18 protein-coding genes and 2 tRNA genes are annotated in these 19,191 nt (G+C 41.1%); all 20 read right to left on the bottom strand.

The genetic code is table 11. The features are described 5' to 3' along the window. Positions 1 to 84: 84 nt before the first annotated feature. Entirely contained in the window at positions 85 to 1,632 is a 1,548-nt protein-coding gene (purH, locus tag SPADD19_RS10110; RefSeq protein ID WP_061455921.1) for a bifunctional phosphoribosylaminoimidazolecarboxamide formyltransferase/IMP cyclohydrolase, read from the bottom strand. Position 1,633: 1 nt separating this feature from the next. Continuing rightward, positions 1,634 to 2,098, bottom strand: coding sequence for a GNAT family N-acetyltransferase (locus SPADD19_RS10115; protein ID WP_061455922.1), 465 nt, complete (start codon positions 2,096 to 2,098; stop codon positions 1,634 to 1,636). A 43-nt stretch (positions 2,099 to 2,141) separates the two neighbouring features. After that, a complete protein-coding gene (gene purN / locus SPADD19_RS10120; RefSeq protein WP_061455923.1) occupies positions 2,142 to 2,696 on the bottom strand; it encodes a phosphoribosylglycinamide formyltransferase in 555 nt (184 codons plus the stop codon). After that, positions 2,696 to 3,718, bottom strand: a complete 1,023-nt coding sequence (purM, locus tag SPADD19_RS10125; protein WP_061455924.1) for a phosphoribosylformylglycinamidine cyclo-ligase — start codon at positions 3,716 to 3,718, stop codon at positions 2,696 to 2,698. Before purM ends, purN begins: the two co-directional genes overlap by 1 nt. A gap of 210 nt (positions 3,719 to 3,928) precedes the next feature. Continuing rightward, a complete protein-coding gene (gene purF, locus SPADD19_RS10130; protein WP_061455925.1) occupies positions 3,929 to 5,368 on the bottom strand; it encodes an amidophosphoribosyltransferase in 1,440 nt (479 codons plus the stop codon). Between the two features lie 12 nt (positions 5,369 to 5,380). After that, the gene (locus SPADD19_RS10135; RefSeq protein ID WP_061455926.1) at positions 5,381 to 9,106 is read right to left on the bottom strand and encodes a phosphoribosylformylglycinamidine synthase; all 3,726 of its coding nucleotides are present in this window, start codon (positions 9,104 to 9,106) and stop codon (positions 5,381 to 5,383) included. Between the two features lie 63 nt (positions 9,107 to 9,169). After that, positions 9,170 to 9,877, bottom strand: a complete 708-nt coding sequence (gene purC, locus SPADD19_RS10140) for a phosphoribosylaminoimidazolesuccinocarboxamide synthase (RefSeq protein ID WP_049523106.1) — start codon at positions 9,875 to 9,877, stop codon at positions 9,170 to 9,172. Positions 9,878 to 10,027: 150 nt separating this feature from the next. Further along, positions 10,028 to 10,276: a phosphopantetheine-binding protein gene (locus tag SPADD19_RS10145; protein ID WP_023920024.1), complete on the bottom strand. Its 249-nt coding sequence runs from the start codon at positions 10,274 to 10,276 to the stop codon at positions 10,028 to 10,030. Between the two features lie 3 nt (positions 10,277 to 10,279). Continuing rightward, entirely contained in the window at positions 10,280 to 11,275 is a 996-nt protein-coding gene (plsX, locus tag SPADD19_RS10150; protein ID WP_061455927.1) for a phosphate acyltransferase PlsX, read from the bottom strand. Next, the gene (gene recO / locus SPADD19_RS10155) at positions 11,272 to 12,051 is read right to left on the bottom strand and encodes a DNA repair protein RecO (protein ID WP_061455928.1); all 780 of its coding nucleotides are present in this window, start codon (positions 12,049 to 12,051) and stop codon (positions 11,272 to 11,274) included. Before recO ends, plsX begins: the two co-directional genes overlap by 4 nt. After that, positions 12,035 to 13,216, bottom strand: a complete 1,182-nt coding sequence (locus SPADD19_RS10160; RefSeq protein ID WP_049498193.1) for a pyridoxal phosphate-dependent aminotransferase — start codon at positions 13,214 to 13,216, stop codon at positions 12,035 to 12,037. Before SPADD19_RS10160 ends, recO begins: the two co-directional genes overlap by 17 nt. Positions 13,217 to 13,371: 155 nt before the next feature. After that, entirely contained in the window at positions 13,372 to 14,229 is an 858-nt protein-coding gene (gene srtB, locus SPADD19_RS10165) for a class B sortase, LPKTxAVK-specific (protein ID WP_049498192.1), read from the bottom strand. A 91-nt stretch (positions 14,230 to 14,320) separates the two neighbouring features. Further along, a complete protein-coding gene (locus SPADD19_RS13115) occupies positions 14,321 to 14,674 on the bottom strand; it encodes an LPKTxAVK-anchored surface protein (RefSeq protein WP_049498191.1) in 354 nt (117 codons plus the stop codon). 279 nt (positions 14,675 to 14,953) lie between these two features. Next, complete coding sequence (locus SPADD19_RS12085) at positions 14,954 to 15,094, bottom strand: hypothetical protein (protein WP_164905866.1); 141 nt, start codon at positions 15,092 to 15,094, stop codon at positions 14,954 to 14,956. Positions 15,095 to 15,142: 48 nt separating this feature from the next. Beyond that, positions 15,143 to 16,117: a ribose-phosphate diphosphokinase gene (locus SPADD19_RS10175; RefSeq protein WP_003002322.1), complete on the bottom strand. Its 975-nt coding sequence runs from the start codon at positions 16,115 to 16,117 to the stop codon at positions 15,143 to 15,145. 179 nt (positions 16,118 to 16,296) lie between these two features. Continuing rightward, positions 16,297 to 17,538, bottom strand: coding sequence for a peptidoglycan hydrolase PcsB (gene pcsB, locus SPADD19_RS10180; protein ID WP_061455929.1), 1,242 nt, complete (start codon positions 17,536 to 17,538; stop codon positions 16,297 to 16,299). A gap of 93 nt (positions 17,539 to 17,631) precedes the next feature. Beyond that, positions 17,632 to 18,132 (bottom strand): rod shape-determining protein MreD, encoded by a 501-nt coding sequence (gene mreD / locus SPADD19_RS10185; protein ID WP_024054580.1) that lies wholly within the window; start codon positions 18,130 to 18,132, stop codon positions 17,632 to 17,634. A 1-nt stretch (position 18,133) separates the two neighbouring features. Then, the gene (gene mreC, locus SPADD19_RS10190) at positions 18,134 to 18,952 is read right to left on the bottom strand and encodes a rod shape-determining protein MreC (RefSeq protein ID WP_061455930.1); all 819 of its coding nucleotides are present in this window, start codon (positions 18,950 to 18,952) and stop codon (positions 18,134 to 18,136) included. Positions 18,953 to 19,015: 63 nt separating this feature from the next. Next, a tRNA-Ser gene (locus SPADD19_RS10195) sits at positions 19,016 to 19,103 on the bottom strand. Between the two features lie 4 nt (positions 19,104 to 19,107). Next, positions 19,108 to 19,181, bottom strand: a tRNA-Ile gene (locus tag SPADD19_RS10200). Positions 19,182 to 19,191: the final 10 nt, after the last annotated feature.

Below are 19,191 nucleotides of genomic sequence, written 5' to 3' on the forward strand. Positions count from 1 at the left end.
GGAACCGTCACCTACATCTACCCAGATTAAGGTCTTCTTAATCAGCATAAAAGACACTCATCGTTGAATGAGTGCCTTTTTTGATTAATGTCTAAAATGTCTCACGCCTGTAAAGATCATGGTCAAGCCATATTTATCAGCCGCTTCGATAGACTCTTGGTCACGAACTGATCCACCTGGCTGGATGATCGCTTTAATCCCTGCTTTAGCGATTTCTTCCACATTATCCGCAAATGGGAAGAAGGCATCTGAAGCAAGAACAGCGCCGTCAAGACGGTCTTTAGCTTGGTCAATAGCAATACGAACTGAAGCCACACGGTTTGTTTGACCAGGGCCAACACCAAGTGTCATGTGGTCGTTCGTCACGATGATCCCATTTGATTTGACGTACTTGATAGCCTTCCAAGCAAACTCAAGAGCTGTCGCTTCTGTCTCAGTTGGTTGGCGTTTGGTAACCACTTGCCAGTCAGCTGGACTTTCTTTCACCACGTCTTGGTTTTGAACGAGGAGACCACCAACAACACCAGTGTATTCTGCTTCCACTTCACTAGCATCTTGAGCATCAAACGGTAGCTCAAGAATCCGCAAGTTTTTCTTCTTGGTAGTCAAGATTTCAAGCGCTTCATCTGTATAGCTTGGTGCAATGATGATTTCAAGGAAAACTCCGTGCATTTTTTGAGCTGTCGCAGCGTCTACTTCACGGTTGAGAACGACGATTCCACCAAAGATGGATACTGGATCAGACTCATACGCATAGTCCCAAGCAGTCTCGATGTCATCTGCTTGACCGATCCCACATGGGTTCATGTGTTTGAGAGCCACAACGGTTGGACGGTCTTTGAAATCACGGATGATCCGGATAGCGGCATCAGCATCACGGATATTGTTGAAGGACAATTCTTTACCGTTCAACTGTTTCGCTGAAGCGATGGAGTAATCCGTTGGCAAAGCTTTTTGGTAGAAGTCTGCATCTTGTTGAGGATTTTCCCCGTAACGCATTGGTTGCTTAAGATCATAAGTCAAAGTGAGTTTTTCAGGTTTTTCTTCACCCACTTGAGCAGTGAAATATTCTGCGATCAAAGCATCATAGGCTGCTGTATGGCGGAAGACTTTCGCTGCCAACCGTTGGCGAGTTTCGTATGTGGTTTCGCCGTTGGCTGCCAACTCGTCAAGCACCACAGCATAGTCAGCTGGGTCTACCACAACCGTTACGCTAGCGTGGTTTTTCGCTGCTGAACGAAGCATTGATGGACCACCGATATCGATATTTTCAACTGCGTCAGCGTATGTTACGTCTGGTTTAAGGATGGTTTCCTTGAATGGGTAAAGGTTGACCACAACAAGGTCAATCAATTCGATATTATTGTCTTTAGCCGCTTGAAGGTGGCTATCGAGATCACGACGAGCAAGAAGACCACCGTGAATATTTGGGTGGAGAGTCTTCACACGACCGTCCATCATTTCTGGGAAACCAGTCACATCGTCGATAGCAATGGTATCAACACCAGCATTGTCAAGGGCAACTTTAGTCCCACCTGTCGAGATGATGTCCCAACCGAGTTTTTTGAGTTCTTGGGCAAATTCAACGATGCCCGCTTTGTCTGAAACACTAATTAGTGCGCGTTTAGTCATTCTATTCCTCTTTCTTTAGATCCAACCGCATAGCGACTTCGTTATTTTCTTCTATAAATCCTGTTTCCTGAAAACCCAAACTAGTCAGCAGGTACTTCATTTTTTCATTTCCAACTACATAATCTGCGATAATATGATTGCAATCTCTATCCATCTGAGCCTCTTTGATCAGAGCTTCCAAGGCTTTTCGTCCATAACCTTTTCCTTGGTACTGCTGGCCAATCATTATCCGCCAGATAAAGTATTCTGCCTCATCCTTATCTATTTCCAACAGTAGAAAACCAACTACTAGCTCATTCCAATAGATTGCCATTGGAAACACATCCCCATTCTCTCGGTAGAGCCATGCGTCAGCTAAAGAACGCACATTGGGAGCTACAAAACGTGCTCGTTCATCAGCTTCAGATATTTTCAAATCCAGCACTGCCTGAAAACTGCTCTCATCTACTAACTTCAGATTAATCATTTTTCTCCTACCAAGATTACACAATCAAAACTTGATTTCCTTCTTATTTTCTCTCCACTCCCAAAACATCCAACACTTCTGGATAGAGCTTGTACTCTGTTTCATGGATGCGAGTTTCGAAAGTATCAAGGGTATCCCCTTCAAGGCGCGGCACGCGCACTTGGTGAATAACCTTACCGGTATCAACGCCAGAATCGACCCAGTGAATGGTCACACCGCTCTCAGCAACACCTGCATTCCAAGCATCCTCAATGCCGTGAGCACCAGGGAATTCAGGGAGATAAGCCGGGTGAATATTGATGATACGACCTTCATAAGCTGCTAGCAAGGTTGGTCCAACAATTTTCATATAACCCGCCAAGCAAACCAAGTCAATTTGGTGTTCATCCAAGAGGTGAACAAGCGCTTCTTCATAAGCTACTTTATTGTCAAATTCCTTGAGTTCAAAGGCATGACTAACCACACCAAGATTCTTGGCACGTTCTAAAACATAGGCATCCCGGTGGTCTGAAAAAACAAATTCTACTGGAAATTGTTCTGCAATCACCTGGAAGTTTGAGCCGTTGCCAGAGGCAAATACAGCAATCCTTTTAGCCATTATTTAATCACCACACTTGCGCCATCTTTCTTCACAATACGACCGATTTCATAAACAGGTTCGTCAAGAAGTTCTTTAACACGTTCCACATTTTCTGGTTTTACTGCAAGCATGAGACCAATCCCCATGTTGAAAATTTCAAACATTTCTTCATGTTTAATTTCACCATATTTTTCAAGAGCTTTGAAAATTGGAAGAACTGGGACTTTGCTTTCGTCAATTTCAGCAGCCAAGTCATCTGAGAACATACGTGGTACATTTTCGATGAAACCACCACCTGTGATGTGGGCAATTCCGTTGACCAATTCTTCTTTGATGAGTGGCAAAGCTGCTTTGACGTAGATACGAGTTGGTTCCAAAAGAACGTCTTTAAGTTTCTTCCCTTCCAATTCTGGGAGAACTTCTTCACCTGTGTAATCTGCAAAGACACGACGAACAAGTGAGTAACCATTTGAGTGGATTCCGCTTGAAGCAAGTCCAAGAATCACATCCCCTTCAGCTACTTTTGAACCATCAATGATTTGTGATTTTTCTGCAACACCGACAGCAAATCCAGCCAAATCATAGTCATCTTCCCCATACATACCAGGCATTTCAGCTGTTTCCCCACCGATAAGGGCTGCACCAGCCTGCACACAACCTTCTGCAACACCAGCAACGACCTGTTCCAATTTAGCTGGTTCATTTTTACCAGTTGCGATATAGTCAAGGAAGTAAAGGGGCTCAGCACCTGCAGCGATGATATCGTTAACACACATAGCAACACAATCTTGACCGATCGTATCGTGTTTGTCGTACTTAATAGCAAGCATGAGTTTAGTACCGACACCATCTGTACCTGAGATCAAAACAGGCTCTTTGACACCTGTTTTTGAAAGATCGAATATACCACCGAAGCCACCGAGAGCTCCCATAACACCTGCACGTTCCGTACGAGCCACGTGTTTTTTGATCCGTTCAACAACTTCATAACCTGCTTCAACGTCTACACCAGATTGAGCGTATGCATTCTTATTTGTCATTTTTTAATCCTTTTCTTTTTTTGAGAAAGAGTGCGACGTATTTTTAGATAAACAATTATTTTATCTAAAAATACTAGTCAGGTCTCTAGCTTTGGTCCAATAGGGCAAAGCGTCTACTGACAAATGCTTTAGCTTTTAGTCAGTAGTGAGACGTGGAGCATCAGCATTTTTATTTGTCATTTGTTTCATTCCTTTTCTTTTGCACTGCTCTTAATAGAAAGAAGTATGTTCTTTCAAACTTTCCACATAGCGTTCTTCGTAGTCATACAAAGGCGTTGGATATTTTCCATCAAAGTAAGCCACACAAAGACCGCCATTTGGGGCATCTGTATCAATTCCAATAGAATCAACCAAGCCATCGATTGACAAATACGTCAAGCTATCTGCACCAATGATATCGCGTGTTTCCTCTACTGTATGATTGGCAGCAATCAATTCCTTACGTGTTTGAATATCGATCCCGTAGAAACATGGATAAGCCAGAGCTGGACTACCGATTGCTACGTGAACCTCTGTTGCTCCTGCTTCTTTTAGCAAATTAACGATACGACGTGAGGTCGTCCCACGTACGATAGAATCATCGATCATGACAACACGTTTGCCTTTCACGACACCGGATACGGCAGAGAGCTTCATACGAACCCCTTGCTCCCGTAGTTCTTGTGTTGGTTGAATAAAGGTCCGTTGGGTGTATTGGTTTTTAATCAAGCCCATTTCATTTGGTAGGCCAGATTCTTCCGCAAATCCCATGGCTGCACTAAGTGAAGAGTTAGGTACACCGACCACAATATCTGCTTCATGTTTGAATTCACGTGCCAATTGAGCCCCCATACGTTTACGGGCTGTATGGACATTGACCCCTTGGATATTGGAGTCAGGACGGGCAAAGTAAATATACTCCATTGAGCAAACAGCCAATTGGGTATCCGTTGTATAGTTATCGTAAGTGATGCCGTTATCATCGATGATCACGACTTCACCCGGATTTACATCCCGAATCCACTCTGCTCCAACCACTTCAAAAGCACAGGTTTCAGAGGAAACTACGATAGCGCCATTGGTCATTTTGCCAATCGAAAGAGGACGAAAACCATTTGGATCCAAGGCCGCAATCAGCTTATCTTCCAGCATGAGAAGGTAAGCAAATCCACCTTTCACCGTATTCAAGGCTTCTTTCACCTTACCCATGAAGGATGGGTTGTGGCTCCGACGAATCAAGTGCGCCAAGATTTCTGAATCAGAAGTTGAGCTAAAGATCGCTCCGTTATTTTCCAACTCCCGTTTGAGGGACTTGGCATTGGTCAAATTCCCGTTGTGGGCCAGTCCAAACTGGGTATCATGAAAGCGAAAGAGGAAGGGCTGGATGTTATCCACCGAAGCTTCCCCAGCTGTCGCATAGCGAACATGTCCAATCGCACCCGTCCCTGTCAACTTATCCAAGTTAGCAGGATTCCGAAACACCTCTGAGAGAAGCCCCGTATCACGATACCGTTTTAATTGACCCGCATCATTTGAAAGGATCCCTGCTCCTTCTTGACCACGGTGTTGAAGACTGTGTAATCCGAAATAAGTCAGTTTTGCAGCATCTGGGTGTCCCCAGATCCCAAAAATACCACATTCTTCATTAAGAGATTTAACTTCGTATGTCATTTTGTATACCTTTTATTTTCCAGTAAAGTATTTAACCGCTGACGCAAAGAGATGTTGATCTTTATTTCCTGGAATATTTTGGAAGAGACCGTCTTCGAAACGTTCTGAGTGTCCCATCTTCCCGATGATTTGACCGTTCTTACTTGTGATACCTTCGATCGCATTGACAGAACCATTTGGATTGTATTTTGAATCCATGCTTGGTTTACCTTCGAAGTCAACATATTGGGTAAAGATTTGACCATTGTCACGAAGCTCTGCAAATTCCTCAGCTGTCACGACAAACTTCCCTTCACCGTGTGATACTGGAATGGCATGGATGTCACCAACTTTCACGCCTGCAAGCCATGGTGAGTTCGTGTTGGCAATCCGTGTTTCAACCATCTTAGCCACGTGTTGGTTGGCATCATTGTAGAAGAGGGTTGGACTCGTGCTGCTCGCATCTTCAAAGTTACCGTATGGAAGAAGACCTGATTTGACGAGGGCCTGGAATCCATTACAGATACCGATAATCAAACCACCTCGTTCGATGAAGCTATCAATGGCTGCACGTACTTTTTCATTGAGCAAGATGTTCACGATAAATTTAGCTGATCCATCTGGTTCATCCGCTGCTGAGAACCCACCTGCAAAGAAGATAATATTAGCTTTTCCAACGTTGTCAACCATGGTGTCAACAGACTTGACAATAGCTTCTTCATTCAGTGTGACAAATGGTACCAAGTTGACTGTTGCACCTTCTTTTTCAAAGGCCTTAGCTGAATCGTACTCAGAGTTCGTACCCGGGAATACTGGGATGTAAACCACTGGTGTCTCAACTGTTTCTTTAGCTTTGATAACAGCATCTGATGCCACAGCAGGTACTTCTTCCAACTCAGTTGCTTGTGCAAATTCCGTCGGATAAACCTCTTCCAATTTACCTTGGAAGGCACTGTCAAGTTTGTGTCCATCAAGCGTTACACCATTGACAGTAAGTGTAAAGTCAGCTGCTGTTTGTCCAATCTTGGTAATACCTACAATTTCTTCAGGCGATGTGAAGATGAATCCACCCAATTGGGCTGTCAAGCTGGTGTCAAGGTCAGCTAATTCAACAGTAGCTCCGATATGGTTCCCAAATGTTGCAAGTGCAAGAGCTTCAACCACACCACCGTATTTGACAGCGGATGCTGATGTCACTTTATGGGTTGCTTGAATAGCTTCAAACTGAGCAAAGTTAGACTTGATAAGATCAAAATCAATTTCTTGTGCTAAAGCTTGACCTGGAATATAGTAAATATTTTCACCAGCAGCTTTAAATTCTGGAGAAAGGACCTTACGACTATCTGCAGTTGTGACACCAAAAGCAACCAAGGTTGGTGGTACTGTCAATTCTTCAAAGGTACCAGACATCGAGTCTTTCCCACCGATAGATGGCAAACCAAGTTGAATCTGAGCTTCAATGGATCCAAGAAGAGCTGAGACTGGTTGACCAAAACGCTCTGCTTGTTTATCCATACGCTCGAAGTATTCCTGATAAGAGAAACGAGCCTTAGACCAGTTTGCACCAGCAGCAACCAAACGAGCTGTGGCTTCGATGACCGCATAAGCCGCACCATGATATGGAGACCATTCTGCTACATAAGGGTTGAATCCTTGCGCCATAACAGATGCAGTTGTTGTCACGCCATGTTGGACTGGCAATTTCTGTACAGAAGCTTCCGTTGGTGTGATTTGGTAGCGACCACCAAGTGGGTGATTAACTGTTGAACGACCAACTGAGCTATCAAAGATGGTTTGCAACCCTTTTTGACTGGCATGGTTAAGATCAGCCAAGACTTCAAGAGTATCAGCTTCAAGGTTTTCAGCAGATGTTTGACGTTCTTCTGGCAGCTTGACATCCTTGTCAACCACCTTAGCATCTACGACTACACGCACACCGTTTGTATCAAGGAAACGACGTTCCAAATCAACGATTGTTTCACCATTCCAGTGCATGACAAGATTTGGTTTTTCTGTTACTGTTGCAACGACAACAGCATCAATATTTTCTTTGTTACATTCAGCAACGAAGGCATCTACATCTTCTGGACGAACCACTACGGCCATACGTTCTTGAGATTCAGAGATAGCAATTTCCGTACCGTTCAAACCTTGGTATTTCAATGGCACTTTGTCTAGATCAATTTCAAGACCATCTGCCAATTCACCGATAGCCACACAGACACCACCAGCACCAAAGTCATTTGATTTCTTGATCAGACGTGTCACATCCCCATTACGGAAAAGACGTTGAATCTTACGTTCTTCGATGGCATTCCCTTTTTGAACCTCAGCACCAGCTGTTTCAACAGATTCAACCGTTTGAACTTTAGAAGAGCCTGTCGCACCACCGACACCATCACGTCCAGTCTTACCACCGAGCAAGATAATCACATCACCTGCTTCAGGTTTCTCACGGACAACATTTTCCTTAGGAGCCGCACCGACAACTGCACCTAGCTCCATACGCTTAGCAACGAAACCTGGGTGGAAGTATTCACGAACGTAAGTTGTTGCAAGACCAATTTGGTTACCGTATGAAGAATAACCGTGAGCCGCTGTTTTAGAAATCACTTGTTGTGGCAATTTACCAGGACGAGTTTCAGCAATCGGAGCTGTAATATCACCAGCACCTGAAATACGCATGGCTTGGTAAACGTATGAACGACCTGACAACGGGTCACGAATGGCACCACCGATACAAGTAGCTGCTCCACCAAATGGTTCGATTTCAGTTGGGTGGTTGTGAGTTTCGTTCTTGAACATGAGAAGCCATGGTTCTTTCACGCCATTAACATCCACTTCAATTTCAACAGAGCAAGCATTGATTTCATCAGACACTTCCATGTCATCCAAACGACCATTAGCACGCTCATAGCGACCAAAAATAGTCGCCATATCCATCAAGGTTTGAGGTTTTTCAGTACGCCCCAACTCATCACGCATGGCAATATACTTGTCATAAGTTGCTTGCAATTGTTTTTGGAATTTAGAAGCTGAGAAGTCGATGTTTTTCAACTCAGTCTCGAAAGTTGTGTGACGACAGTGGTCAGACCAGTAAGTATCCAACACCTTCAACTCAGTCTCAGTTGGCACACGACCAATAGACTTGAAGTAATCTTGAATGAAGAGAAGGTCATCTACTTCCATGGCCAATCCTTGCTCTGCTTTATACTTGGCAAAATCTTCTGCCGTATAAGTTTCAAAGAAATCCAAGCTTGGAATGGTCTTGTCAGACTCAGAGAAATCCTGTTTCGCAATACCAACAGTGATATCTTTGAAACGAGAATCCACTGGGTTCAAAAGGTAGTTTTTAACAGCTTCCAACTCATTCGCATCGATATCCTTGTTAACCAAGTACAATTGCGCTGTATTCACTGTTACGTCATTTGAACTACCAAGCAAAAGCAAAGCTTCTTGTGAAGATGCCGCACGTTGGTCAAATTGACCCGGCAAACTTTCAATCGCAAAGAAAGCATACTTCTCAAGATCAGCCTGAACCGCAGCCTCGTCCAAAACAGTATCAGTCACTTGCTCAGAGAAGATATGTTTTTCCGCACGCGCAAACAAATTCTCTGCCAAACCAAAAACATCGTAAACCTGAACAATCCGAAGATCCTTCAACGTTTTCAACTGAAGATTATGCTGTAATTCTTTTACTAAAGAGTCCGATTTCACACGAAAATCAGCTTTTTTCTCAACGAAAATACGTTTATCCATTTTATTTCCTTTATTTCTATTCAAATAGGTTATCGAAGACGAAGGTTTTCCGTTTCAACCAAATTATTTCAAGTCTTGCAACTTCTCTAACACAACCTTATATACATCCGTTAGGCTACCCAAATCTCTACGGAAAACATCCTTGTCCATATGGTGCCCTTCAGCATCCCAAAGGCGGCAATTATCTGGAGAGAATTCATCTGCCAAGATGATCTTGCCATCCTTATCAAAACCAAATTCCAATTTGAAGTCAATCAAGCGAAGACCAATTTGTGCAAACCAATCTTTTAGCAATTCATTGATACGACGCGTTTCTTCCTTGATATAAGCAATTTGTTCATCATTGGCAATATCCAAGAACTTCACATGCTCATCATTGATGAATGGATCGTCCAACTCATCGTTCTTGTAGTAAAATTCAACGATTGGAGTTTTCAAGTCCAAACCTTCTTCAACGCCAAAACGTTTAGAGAAAGAACCCGCAGTCACATTACGAAGAACAACCTCCAAAGGAATAATTTTAACCTTCTTATTCAATTGTTCTGTATCAGAAATACGTTCGATAAAGTGAGTAGCTACACCCGCAGCATTCAATTTTTCAAAAATAAGAGACGAAATCTGATTATTTAGCACACCTTTTCCCTTAATAGTCTCCTTACGAGCCCCATTTAGCATGGTTGCCTGGTCCTTATAGACCGACTTAATCACATTTTCGTCCTCAGTAGTATAGATATCCTTAGCTTTTCCAGTATAAATCAGTTGATTGGTCATGACTTTGTTCGCCTTTCGTATTTTATCACCTTCATTCTATCACATACAAAGTGGATTTTCAATAAATTTCCGTACAATATAGGCAGAAACCGAATAAAAAGGACAGAAAAAAAGATCATCCAGAACAATCTCTGAACGATCCCTTTTCAACTAGTTACTAGCAGTTCGTTTTTCGATATAGTCAACGACATCTCCTACCGTGTTAAAGTCATCAATAGCCTTGTCTGGAATCTCCAATTGGTATTCATCCTCAAGATTGATAATAAATTCCATCAATTCAACAGAGTCGGCTTGTAAATCCTTGCGCAAATCTGATTTCAAAGAAACTTGGAAATCTGGTCCCTTGCGGTCTTTGAGAAATTCCTCAATTGTAGCTAAAATTTCGTTTTGTTTACTCATACCTTATCCTTCCTTCGATAATTCCTTCACTGATTTTCCAACAACATCTGTCTCTAACATAGTCCGAATCTGACGAATGGTACTATAGACTGCTTTTGCATCACTCGAACCATGCGTTTTAACAACAGGTGCTTGAAGGCCAAATAAAACCGCTCCTCCAACATCTGAGAAATCCAAGGTTTGTTTCAATGATTTCAACCGGTCCTTGAGGAGAAAAGCTCCTAGTTTCGCCTTCCAGTTTCCAGTAGCAATCGCTTGTTTCAGTTGCTTCAAGATTCCAAAAGCTGTTCCTTCCATCGTTTTCAAAACAGCGTTTCCCGTGAAACCATCCGCCACAACAACATCAGCAACACCATCCATCAAATCACGCGCTTCCACATTTCCAACAAAATGAATCGACGCATCCTCAGATAACAATTGGTAAGTTTCCTTGCGCAAAGGATCTCCTTTACTAGCTTCTGTCCCATTGTTCAATAGACCCACGCGGGGTTTTTGAATTCCACGAACATTTTCAGCATAGTAAGATCCCATCAGAGCATACTGATGCAAGTGCTCTGGTGTATTTTCCGCATTGGCACCTAAGTCCAACATGTCATACCCGCGACCATCAACCGTTGGAAGTGTAGACATCAAACCTGGACGTTCCACTCCTTTGATACGGCCAACGATAAAGAAGCCTGCTGCCAACAAGGCACCCGTGTTCCCCGCAGACAACATAGCATCTACATCTCCAACCTTCACATCCTTGGCAGCCAAGACCATAGAAGCTTGCTTCTTCCGACGAATAGCACGCGTCGGCTCATCATCTGAATCGATTTTTTCCTCCGTATGAACAATCGATACACGCTCTGTTGCTGTTAAATAGTTTTTGATTTTTGTCTCATCACCATACAAGACAATCTCAATATCATCAAAATCACGAATGGCTTGATTCACGCCTTCTACCAAGGCTTGAGGTGCATTATCGCCCCCCATTGCATCTACTGCAATTTTTTTCATGTTTCACCTCCAGATGAATCTTTCATAATCGCTCCCCAATCACTTAAGGAATCGATAAACTTTTTAGCTTTTAAATGGATCCCTACATACTCCTCATACAACTGATCAATTGCCTGACGTAGAGCTGCTTTCATCTCCGCTTGTAGGGAAATCGTCTCTAGCTCACTGAATCGCACTGCTTGAAACTGACCCAATAAATAGAGAACATTTGGATGCCAGTGAGCGCGTCTCTCATCCTGATCATAATGATCCGGACAAAGGACCCCACTATACCGGAAGGAATAGTCAAAAGGAAGACCAACCCGATGGCAGAAACAGCATTCATGCAGATTCAAGACAACCCCAAACCGAGATAGAATCTGAATCTCAAAAATATTGGTCAAAACCTCATAATCCAAGCCTTCTTCCATCAAAGACAGGGTCTTTTCCAAAAAAGCAAACAAGGCCGGATCCACCTGATTATCCTGAATACTGGCATCCGCAAGCGCTAGAACATAGGTCGCATAAGAAAGAGCAAAAAGATCTGCATTGATTTTCTTATAAACCTGCACATCTTGAACATCATCAATATAACTCAACCCATCATCATTGATTTTCAGAAACATATCTGCCGTTACCAAAGGTTGCAACATGGGATTCAACCGTGATTTTCCCACATGTTTCACAAAGAACATCCGCTTACCTGACTTCTCCGTGAAGATTTTGACCAGCTTGTCATCCTCACGAAACTCCCGATTATACAGTACAATTCCCCGGGTCTCAATTGACTCCAGCATGTTCTTCCATATACTCCTTCAAGCGTTTCATAGCTTCCTTGATAACCTCCATGCTGGCTGCATACGACAAACGCACATAGCCTTCACCATATTGACCAAAAGCAGCACCAGGAATGAAAGCAACTGCTTTTTCACGCGCAAAATCCTGTAAGAAAGCAAAGGAATCCTGATTATAACCAGCTGGGATTTTAGCAAAAATATAAAAGGCTCCATCTGGCTTAATAATCTCAAACCCAAGCGCGGACATCTGTTCAATAATATAATCGCGACGCTTCACATATTCCTTCTTCATTGGCTCCGCATCATCTCGACCTTCCGTCAAAGCTTCGATCGCAGCATACTGATTCATGGTGCCGGCAGCCGTTACCAAATACTGATGACTCTTGATGAGTTGGGCCGTCAATGCAGCAGGCGCAAAGATAAAGCCAAGCCGCCAGCCTGTCATGGCATGAGACTTAGATAAGCCATTAATGACAATGGTCTGCTCAGGAATGAAGGATGCCATAGAGACATGCGCTTCTCCAGTATAAGTCAACTCTGAATAGACTTCATCACAAATCACAAAGACTTCATATTTTTTTAAGACAGCAGCCAATTCCACCATCTGTTCGCGCGAATAAGTAACTCCCGTTGGGTTAGCTGGATAATTGAGAATAACAGCCTTCAATTTTTCACCCTGCTCTAGAATCGCCTTTTCCAACTTTTCAGGAGTCAAGACAAAACGATCTGCTGTCGTATCAATTTCGACAACATCTGCTCCCACCAAATTTATAATCGGTTCATAACCAGGGTAGGCCGGCGCTGGGAGTAATACTACATCTCCAGGCTCCAAGATTGCTGTCAAGGTTGCAGACAGGGCTTCAGTCGCACCGATCGTCACCAATATCTCTTCCTCAGGACGGTAGTGAATACCATATTTATCCGCCACAAACTGACTCGCAGCCTCACGCAAAGCCAGCAAACCACTCATCCCAGTGTAATGGCTAAAATTCGCATCAATGGCAGCCTTTCCTGCTTCTTTTACATGTTCAGGAGTTGTAAAATCTGGTTCCCCTAAAGTCAAACGCAAGACACCAGGAATGGAAGAAATTGATTGGTCAAACTGACGAATCAAAGATACTTCAATCCGATTCAGATTTTTATTAAAACGTTTCGTTAAATCCATAGAACACCTCCAAAAACACTTATGTTCATTATACTATAAATAGGACTCCATCGCAAAAGAACAAGCCAGATCCCCACCTTTTGCTTACCACCAAAGGACATTTCAAAAATCCTTCCATACAAAAAAGACTTAGCAATGCTAAGTCTTTCAAGTCATTATTGTTGACCACGTGTTGCCACATAGTTCAATTGATCAGCATGTTTCGCCACAAAATCCTTCATTTCTGAATCAGGAATTTGACGAAGGTAGAGGTTAGAACGAATGGTTTCATCCTCTTCACGACAAGTTGATAATACTAAATACTTATCAGATGCTTTGATCTTGATATTAGGATTCTTGGTTTGACCATCTTCATAGACCTTCTTCAACTGAGTCGTAAAGTCTTTATCGTCCTTAAAGCTAGTACGGTAAAAAGCAGTTGTTTCAGGAACAATGACCAAACACATAGCTTCATAATAATACTTGCGCTCTGGTGTTTCAATGACAACATATGGATGTTGATCAAAGTAATCCTGTTTATCATAGAAGTTAACATCGTTAAACATACGATGATCACCAACCTTACTACCACGAGCATGACCAAACAACCAAGTCAAACGATCGCTAAAATCTTTCTTATTATCCATATCCATGAAAACAGTCCCTAAATATGGTACATTCCCACCATCAAAAGTCTTATTCAAGTAGGTTTCATTATCTGTTGTTTGCACAACAGGTTCATCCAATTCCGTACCAGGTGCGTAGACATAAGCAATCGCTTCAGGGTTAACAGCAATCAATTGATCAAAACGATTCTTTAGGTAATCTTTTTCTTCTTGGCTAGGTTCATACTTTATAGTCTGTGATGAAGCACTGGTTGAAGAACCATTTGTTTTCTTAGCCGTATTAGAGGCCTTTCCACCAAATGGATTAAAGAAAAGGAATCCAACTACGATCACAATGACCGCTAAAAGAGCAAATAAAATTCCAAAAATCTTCCCTCCAGAAGATGTTTTTTTTGCAGAACGTTTCATAAAATAAATTCTCCTATTAGGTATTTTCTCTAAAAAATAACACTGAGCCCAAGGACCCAGTGATATTTTTATGAGCTAATTAATAATCAAATTATTTAACTGCGCTTGTTTTTGGAAGAGCTTTTTGACCTGCTACTGGAGCTGGAGTTTTAGCAACTTCTTTATTTTCATCAGCTTTAGGAGCTTCTACTTCACCTTTGTCAACTTTAAGATTTTCATCTTTTTTAAGTTTGTTAGCATCGCGAGTCCATTGTTCAGACTTAGTGCCAAGGTCTTTGTCGTTAGCTTCTTTGATTTCAGGTACAGTTGCGTCTTTAGAAGTGTCTGCGTAGATACCTGATTCATTTGACCAACGATTTGCTCCAAGTTCACCTTCTGCAAATACTGGTGCTGCTGCTGCAAATACAGCAAGTGCTGCTACTGATGATAATAAAACTTTTTTCATTGTTTTATCTCCTTTTAATTTTTAAAAATATTCGTTACTTCGTAACTATGATAAGTATACTAGGATATTCTTCCTATGTCAAGACTTTTTCATCAAATTTTTAAAAAAAGTTTAAGATTTCTTCCTATTTGATCCCTATAATTACGAATTAGAGATATATTATACTCATCTATTAGAACTATTCGGTTTTTGGACACTTTTACTGAATCGTTCCTCTATTATATACATAGAACTTTCTAATTTCACTAATCCTAACTTTTTTTCCACTTCAATTATTTCCTATTTTACCGCACGATTTTTGGGCAGAGTTTTCTTGGGCAAACTAGGATCCGCCTTTGCTTCTAGTTCTTTAGCTGCTTGAACCAGTTTTTTCCGTTTCTTTTCTTTTTTTAGATTTTCCAACCATTTTCTGATTTCCATTTGTATTTCCTCCTATACAAAAGAGGCTGGTTTCCAGCCTCCTTATTGTTAACATTTTTTGGCATTTCCGATTTCAAACAGAGGAGAAAGAGGACGATTTTCATGAATGCGAACAATAGCCTCAGCTAGAAGTTTCGCAATCGAAATTTGCTCAATTTTATCAATCAAACGATCCTCCGATAGATAAATCGTATCCAATACCACCAACTTCTTAATGGCTGATTTTTGGATGTTGTCCATCGCTGGGCCTGATAAAACAGGGTGAGTACAGCTCGCATAAACTTCAACAGCACCTGCTTCTGCAAGGGCATCCGCGGCATGACAGATTGTACCAGCTGTATCAATCATATCATCAATCAAAATACAAGTCTTGCCTTCAACACTCCCAATGATATTCATCACTTCACTCGTATTCATCTTATCGACGCTTCGACGTTTATCAATAATCGCAATCGGTGTCTTCAAAAATTCAGCTAATTTCCGAGCACGAGTCACACCACCATGGTCTGGACTGACAACAACATAGTCTTTCCCAATCATCCCGCGACGTTCAAAATAATCGGCGATCAAAGGCGCACCCATCAAGTGGTCAACAGGAATATCAAAGAAACCTTGAATTTGTGCGGCGTGCAAATCAATTGTCAACAGACGATCAACTCCAGCAACCTCAAGCATATTGGCTACCAACTTAGAAGTGATTGGTTCACGAGCTCGAGCTTTCCGGTCTTGACGAGCATAGCCGTAATATGGCATCACCACATTAATGGATTGCGCACTAGCACGTTTCAACGCATCTACCATAATCAAAATTTCCATTAGATTATCGTTAACCGGTGAGCTAGTGGATTGCAAAATATAAACATCTTTCCCACGGATTGATTCTTCAATATTAACCTGAATTTCTCCATCAGAAAATTGACGAACCGTTGACTTTCCAAGCGGTAGTCCCATTTCACGAGACACACGTTGAGCCAATTCTTGATTTGACGACAAAGCAAAGAGCATTAAATCAGAAAATGACATGATTTCCTCCAGTAAAATCTAAAACCATATTGTACAGTCAGCACAAATTTCTCCTGTAATCATTTTATCGCTTTTTAATCAAATATTCAAATATTAATTTATGGAAATTACAAAATCTATCACTACCTATTTTCTCTCAAAAAAAGAAGCAGAACCAATGTTCTACTTCGATGTTATTCTTAGTTTGGATAGATATAAGTAACAGTACCTTGAGCATTAACTGGATTAAACCATCCACGGTAGTTACCAATACTACGATTACCTAAATAATTAGACTCAGAGACTTGAATACTTGTTGTAGATTGAACGGCTGTAACTACAGCTACGTGTCCATAACCACCATCATTCCAACATGCAATGGCACCAACTTGTGGTTGAGATCCTGTACGGAATCCTGCTGCTGCTGCACTTGCTGCCCATTGTCCACCATTACCCCAGTAATCACCAGCCCATGGAGCCAATGTCTTCGCACCCCATGTACATTCACCAACTGGATAAGATGATGCAGATGTACTATAAGTTGGACGAGAAGTAGTTGCTACCGGTGCAGCCACTGCTTGAGTTTGAACAGCAGGTTGAGCTGCTGCTTGAGTTTGTGCAGCCGCTGGTGTTGCAGCAGATGTTTGAGCCGCTGCCTGAACTTGTGCTTGAAGAGTTGTATTCGCAGAAGCTTTTACAGCTGCTTGTTGTTCTTTTTGTTTTGCACGGTAAGCTGCTTCAGCTGCTGCCGCCGCTGCTGCTGCTTTTTCAGCTTCAGCTTTTTGTTGCAACAAAGCATTCTTTTCGTTTTCAGCAGTCGATTTTTCAGCAGCCAAGTTTAATTGTGCTACTTTCAACTCAGCTTCTTTTGTTGACAAAGCTTGCGCATCATCTTCTAATTGCTGTTTGTTTGCAATAACAGTATTGATTGCGTCGTTGTTTTCTTTTTGTTTTTGTGCAATATCTTCTTTATCACGTTTTTGCTCTTGCAACATTTTGTTGTTAGCATCTGCAATTTCATTCATAGCAGAAATACGTGAGATCGCTTCTGTCAAAGATCCAGAGCTAACAATCGCATTAATATAGCTTGTTGCAGTCCCAGTTGTTTGAGCACTACGTGCTTGATTTGCAAGTGATTCTTGACGAGCAACAATATTTTTTGACAACTCATCGATCTCAGCTGACAATCGTTCAGATTCTTCATTCAAACGGTCATTTTCAGCTTGAAGATTTTCTTGTTGTTTTTTAATTTCAGATACTTGACCTTGAATTTGATCTACCTGAGCTTGTGCACTTTGTTGTTGTTGATTAATACTATTGATTTTGTTATCTTGAGCAGCAATCTTATCATCTGTTGAGTCAGCTGATACACCAGCTACAACAGCACCTTGTGATAAAGCAACTGTACTCAATAAGATTGTGGCAAATAATTTTTTCTTCATTAGATAAATTTTCCCTTTCTAATAAGACACTAACTAGTATAACAAATTTTTTAAAAATTTATATTACGCTATTGTTACATTTTTATTTCGAGTTTATAAATAAATCTTTTCAAGTAAAGGCTGTAATACGATCATTAGAAGCACATTCAAAATTAAACTTGGAAAAATTTGGTAAATAATTAGTGTAATCCAGTTAAATTTTATGCCGATAAAAAGAATCAAAAGAAGATTTGTTAAAATCTGAAATAATAGAATCGTTAATAAAAATGTAAAAAAACGAGTCAATCGATTGACCAAAATAATCTGATTACACCGATAAAAAATCACCTGTAGTAAAGGAAATACTAGGAAGGTAATTCCTAAAGTGTGTAAAAAATACACATCAAAACAAAAACCAAAGAAGACTCCCCACCAAATACTAGCTATCTCAGAGAAATAGAGACTCAATAACATAAAACCATATAGAAATAAAAATGAAGTAGGTTCAAAGGAGTTTGGACTGAAACGAGAAATAAGAAAAGAGATCTGTCCGTCAACAAATAAAGATAAGAATAAGATTAAAGGGAAAAAATGGTACTTACGTATGACTTTCACACTACTCTCCAATCAATAGTACATAACGATTGACATCTAAATTAGCCTTTGGTTTCACACGAATTTCTTGCCCTAACTGATCAGATGCCTTTTGAGTAGAAGCCACTGTACCAAGAGGTAAGTCACTACTCTTATATTTTCCTAAACCACTTGTTGAAACCAGAGATCCTTTTTTAATTTCAACTGGATCTCCAATTTGCAACAACCGAAACTCACCTGTCTTCTCGTCATAACCATTTAATAAGGCAAAAATAGATTGACCTTGACTCTCAATTTTAAACGTCAGGTGTTGTGAAGAAATAGTATCTTCGACTAATAATTTTACTTTACTAGAATTTTTCTCTATACTTTCTACCACACCAATGACGCCACCTGATGATAGAACAAACATGGAATCAGAAATGCCATCGGAACTACCTTTATCAATAACAAATTCCTGATCCCAAGAATTATAATTACGGTCAATAATTTGACTAACAACTTGCTTAGAACCAGATGAAGAATTTTTGATTGACATCAAGTCTTTCAATTCCTTATTTTCTGATTCCAAACGACTAAGTTTTGACTGATCAATATCATTTTGATAAAGACGAGATTTCAAAGAAAGATTTTCATCACTTAATTCAGATAAATTCTTAAAATCATTTGCCTTAGTTTCAACAAGAACAAATGGTACCGATACAGCCTTATCAACAATAGCTAATAGATCAGAAGATTTTGAAACAATAGCATTTCTAACAGATGGGAATAGAAATAAAATTCCTGAAACAGTCAAAACAAACACCAAACTAAAAACTTTTAAGAAACGATTCAAGAACATAGAAAAAAACCTTCAAAAATATAAAAAATAGTTTGAGACGTTATCTCAAACTTCGAAATTATACGGAGAATGGGGGATTCGAACCCCCGCGCCAGTTACCCGACCTAACGATTTAGCAAACCGTCCTCTTCAGCCTCTTGAGTAATTCTCCAAAATGGGCACGAGTGGACTCGAACCACCGACCTCACGCTTATCAGGCGTGCGCTCTAACCACCTGAGCTACGCGCCCAAGTTAAAAA

Origin of the sequence: Streptococcus parasanguinis (genome assembly GCF_001578955.1) — a bacterium.
In the GTDB taxonomy this organism is placed as follows: domain Bacteria; phylum Bacillota; class Bacilli; order Lactobacillales; family Streptococcaceae; genus Streptococcus; species Streptococcus parasanguinis_U.

Bases quoted from the DNA above. Each gene is read 5' to 3' on its own strand.
- purH (WP_061455921.1), bottom strand. From the start codon at position 1,632: ATGACTAAACGCGCACTAATTAGTGTTTCAGACAAAGCGGGCATCGTT.
- SPADD19_RS10115 (WP_061455922.1), bottom strand. From the start codon at position 2,098: ATGATTAATCTGAAGTTAGTAGATGAGAGCAGTTTTCAGGCAGTGCTG.
- purN (WP_061455923.1), bottom strand. From the start codon at position 2,696: ATGGCTAAAAGGATTGCTGTATTTGCCTCTGGCAACGGCTCAAACTTC.
- purM (WP_061455924.1), bottom strand. From the start codon at position 3,718: ATGACAAATAAGAATGCATACGCTCAATCTGGTGTAGACGTTGAAGCA.
- purF (WP_061455925.1), bottom strand. From the start codon at position 5,368: ATGACATACGAAGTTAAATCTCTTAATGAAGAATGTGGTATTTTTGGG.
- SPADD19_RS10135 (WP_061455926.1), bottom strand. From the start codon at position 9,106: ATGGATAAACGTATTTTCGTTGAGAAAAAAGCTGATTTTCGTGTGAAA.
- purC (WP_049523106.1), bottom strand. From the start codon at position 9,877: ATGACCAATCAACTGATTTATACTGGAAAAGCTAAGGATATCTATACT.
- SPADD19_RS10145 (WP_023920024.1), bottom strand. From the start codon at position 10,276: ATGAGTAAACAAAACGAAATTTTAGCTACAATTGAGGAATTTCTCAAA.
- plsX (WP_061455927.1), bottom strand. From the start codon at position 11,275: ATGAAAAAAATTGCAGTAGATGCAATGGGGGGCGATAATGCACCTCAA.
- recO (WP_061455928.1), bottom strand. From the start codon at position 12,051: ATGCTGGAGTCAATTGAGACCCGGGGAATTGTACTGTATAATCGGGAG.
- SPADD19_RS10160 (WP_049498193.1), bottom strand. From the start codon at position 13,216: ATGGATTTAACGAAACGTTTTAATAAAAATCTGAATCGGATTGAAGTA.
- srtB (WP_049498192.1), bottom strand. From the start codon at position 14,229: ATGAAACGTTCTGCAAAAAAAACATCTTCTGGAGGGAAGATTTTTGGA.
- SPADD19_RS13115 (WP_049498191.1), bottom strand. From the start codon at position 14,674: ATGAAAAAAGTTTTATTATCATCAGTAGCAGCACTTGCTGTATTTGCA.
- SPADD19_RS12085 (WP_164905866.1), bottom strand. From the start codon at position 15,094: ATGGAAATCAGAAAATGGTTGGAAAATCTAAAAAAAGAAAAGAAACGG.
- SPADD19_RS10175 (WP_003002322.1), bottom strand. From the start codon at position 16,117: ATGTCATTTTCTGATTTAATGCTCTTTGCTTTGTCGTCAAATCAAGAA.
- pcsB (WP_061455929.1), bottom strand. From the start codon at position 17,538: ATGAAGAAAAAATTATTTGCCACAATCTTATTGAGTACAGTTGCTTTA.
- mreC (WP_061455930.1), bottom strand. From the start codon at position 18,952: ATGTTCTTGAATCGTTTCTTAAAAGTTTTTAGTTTGGTGTTTGTTTTG.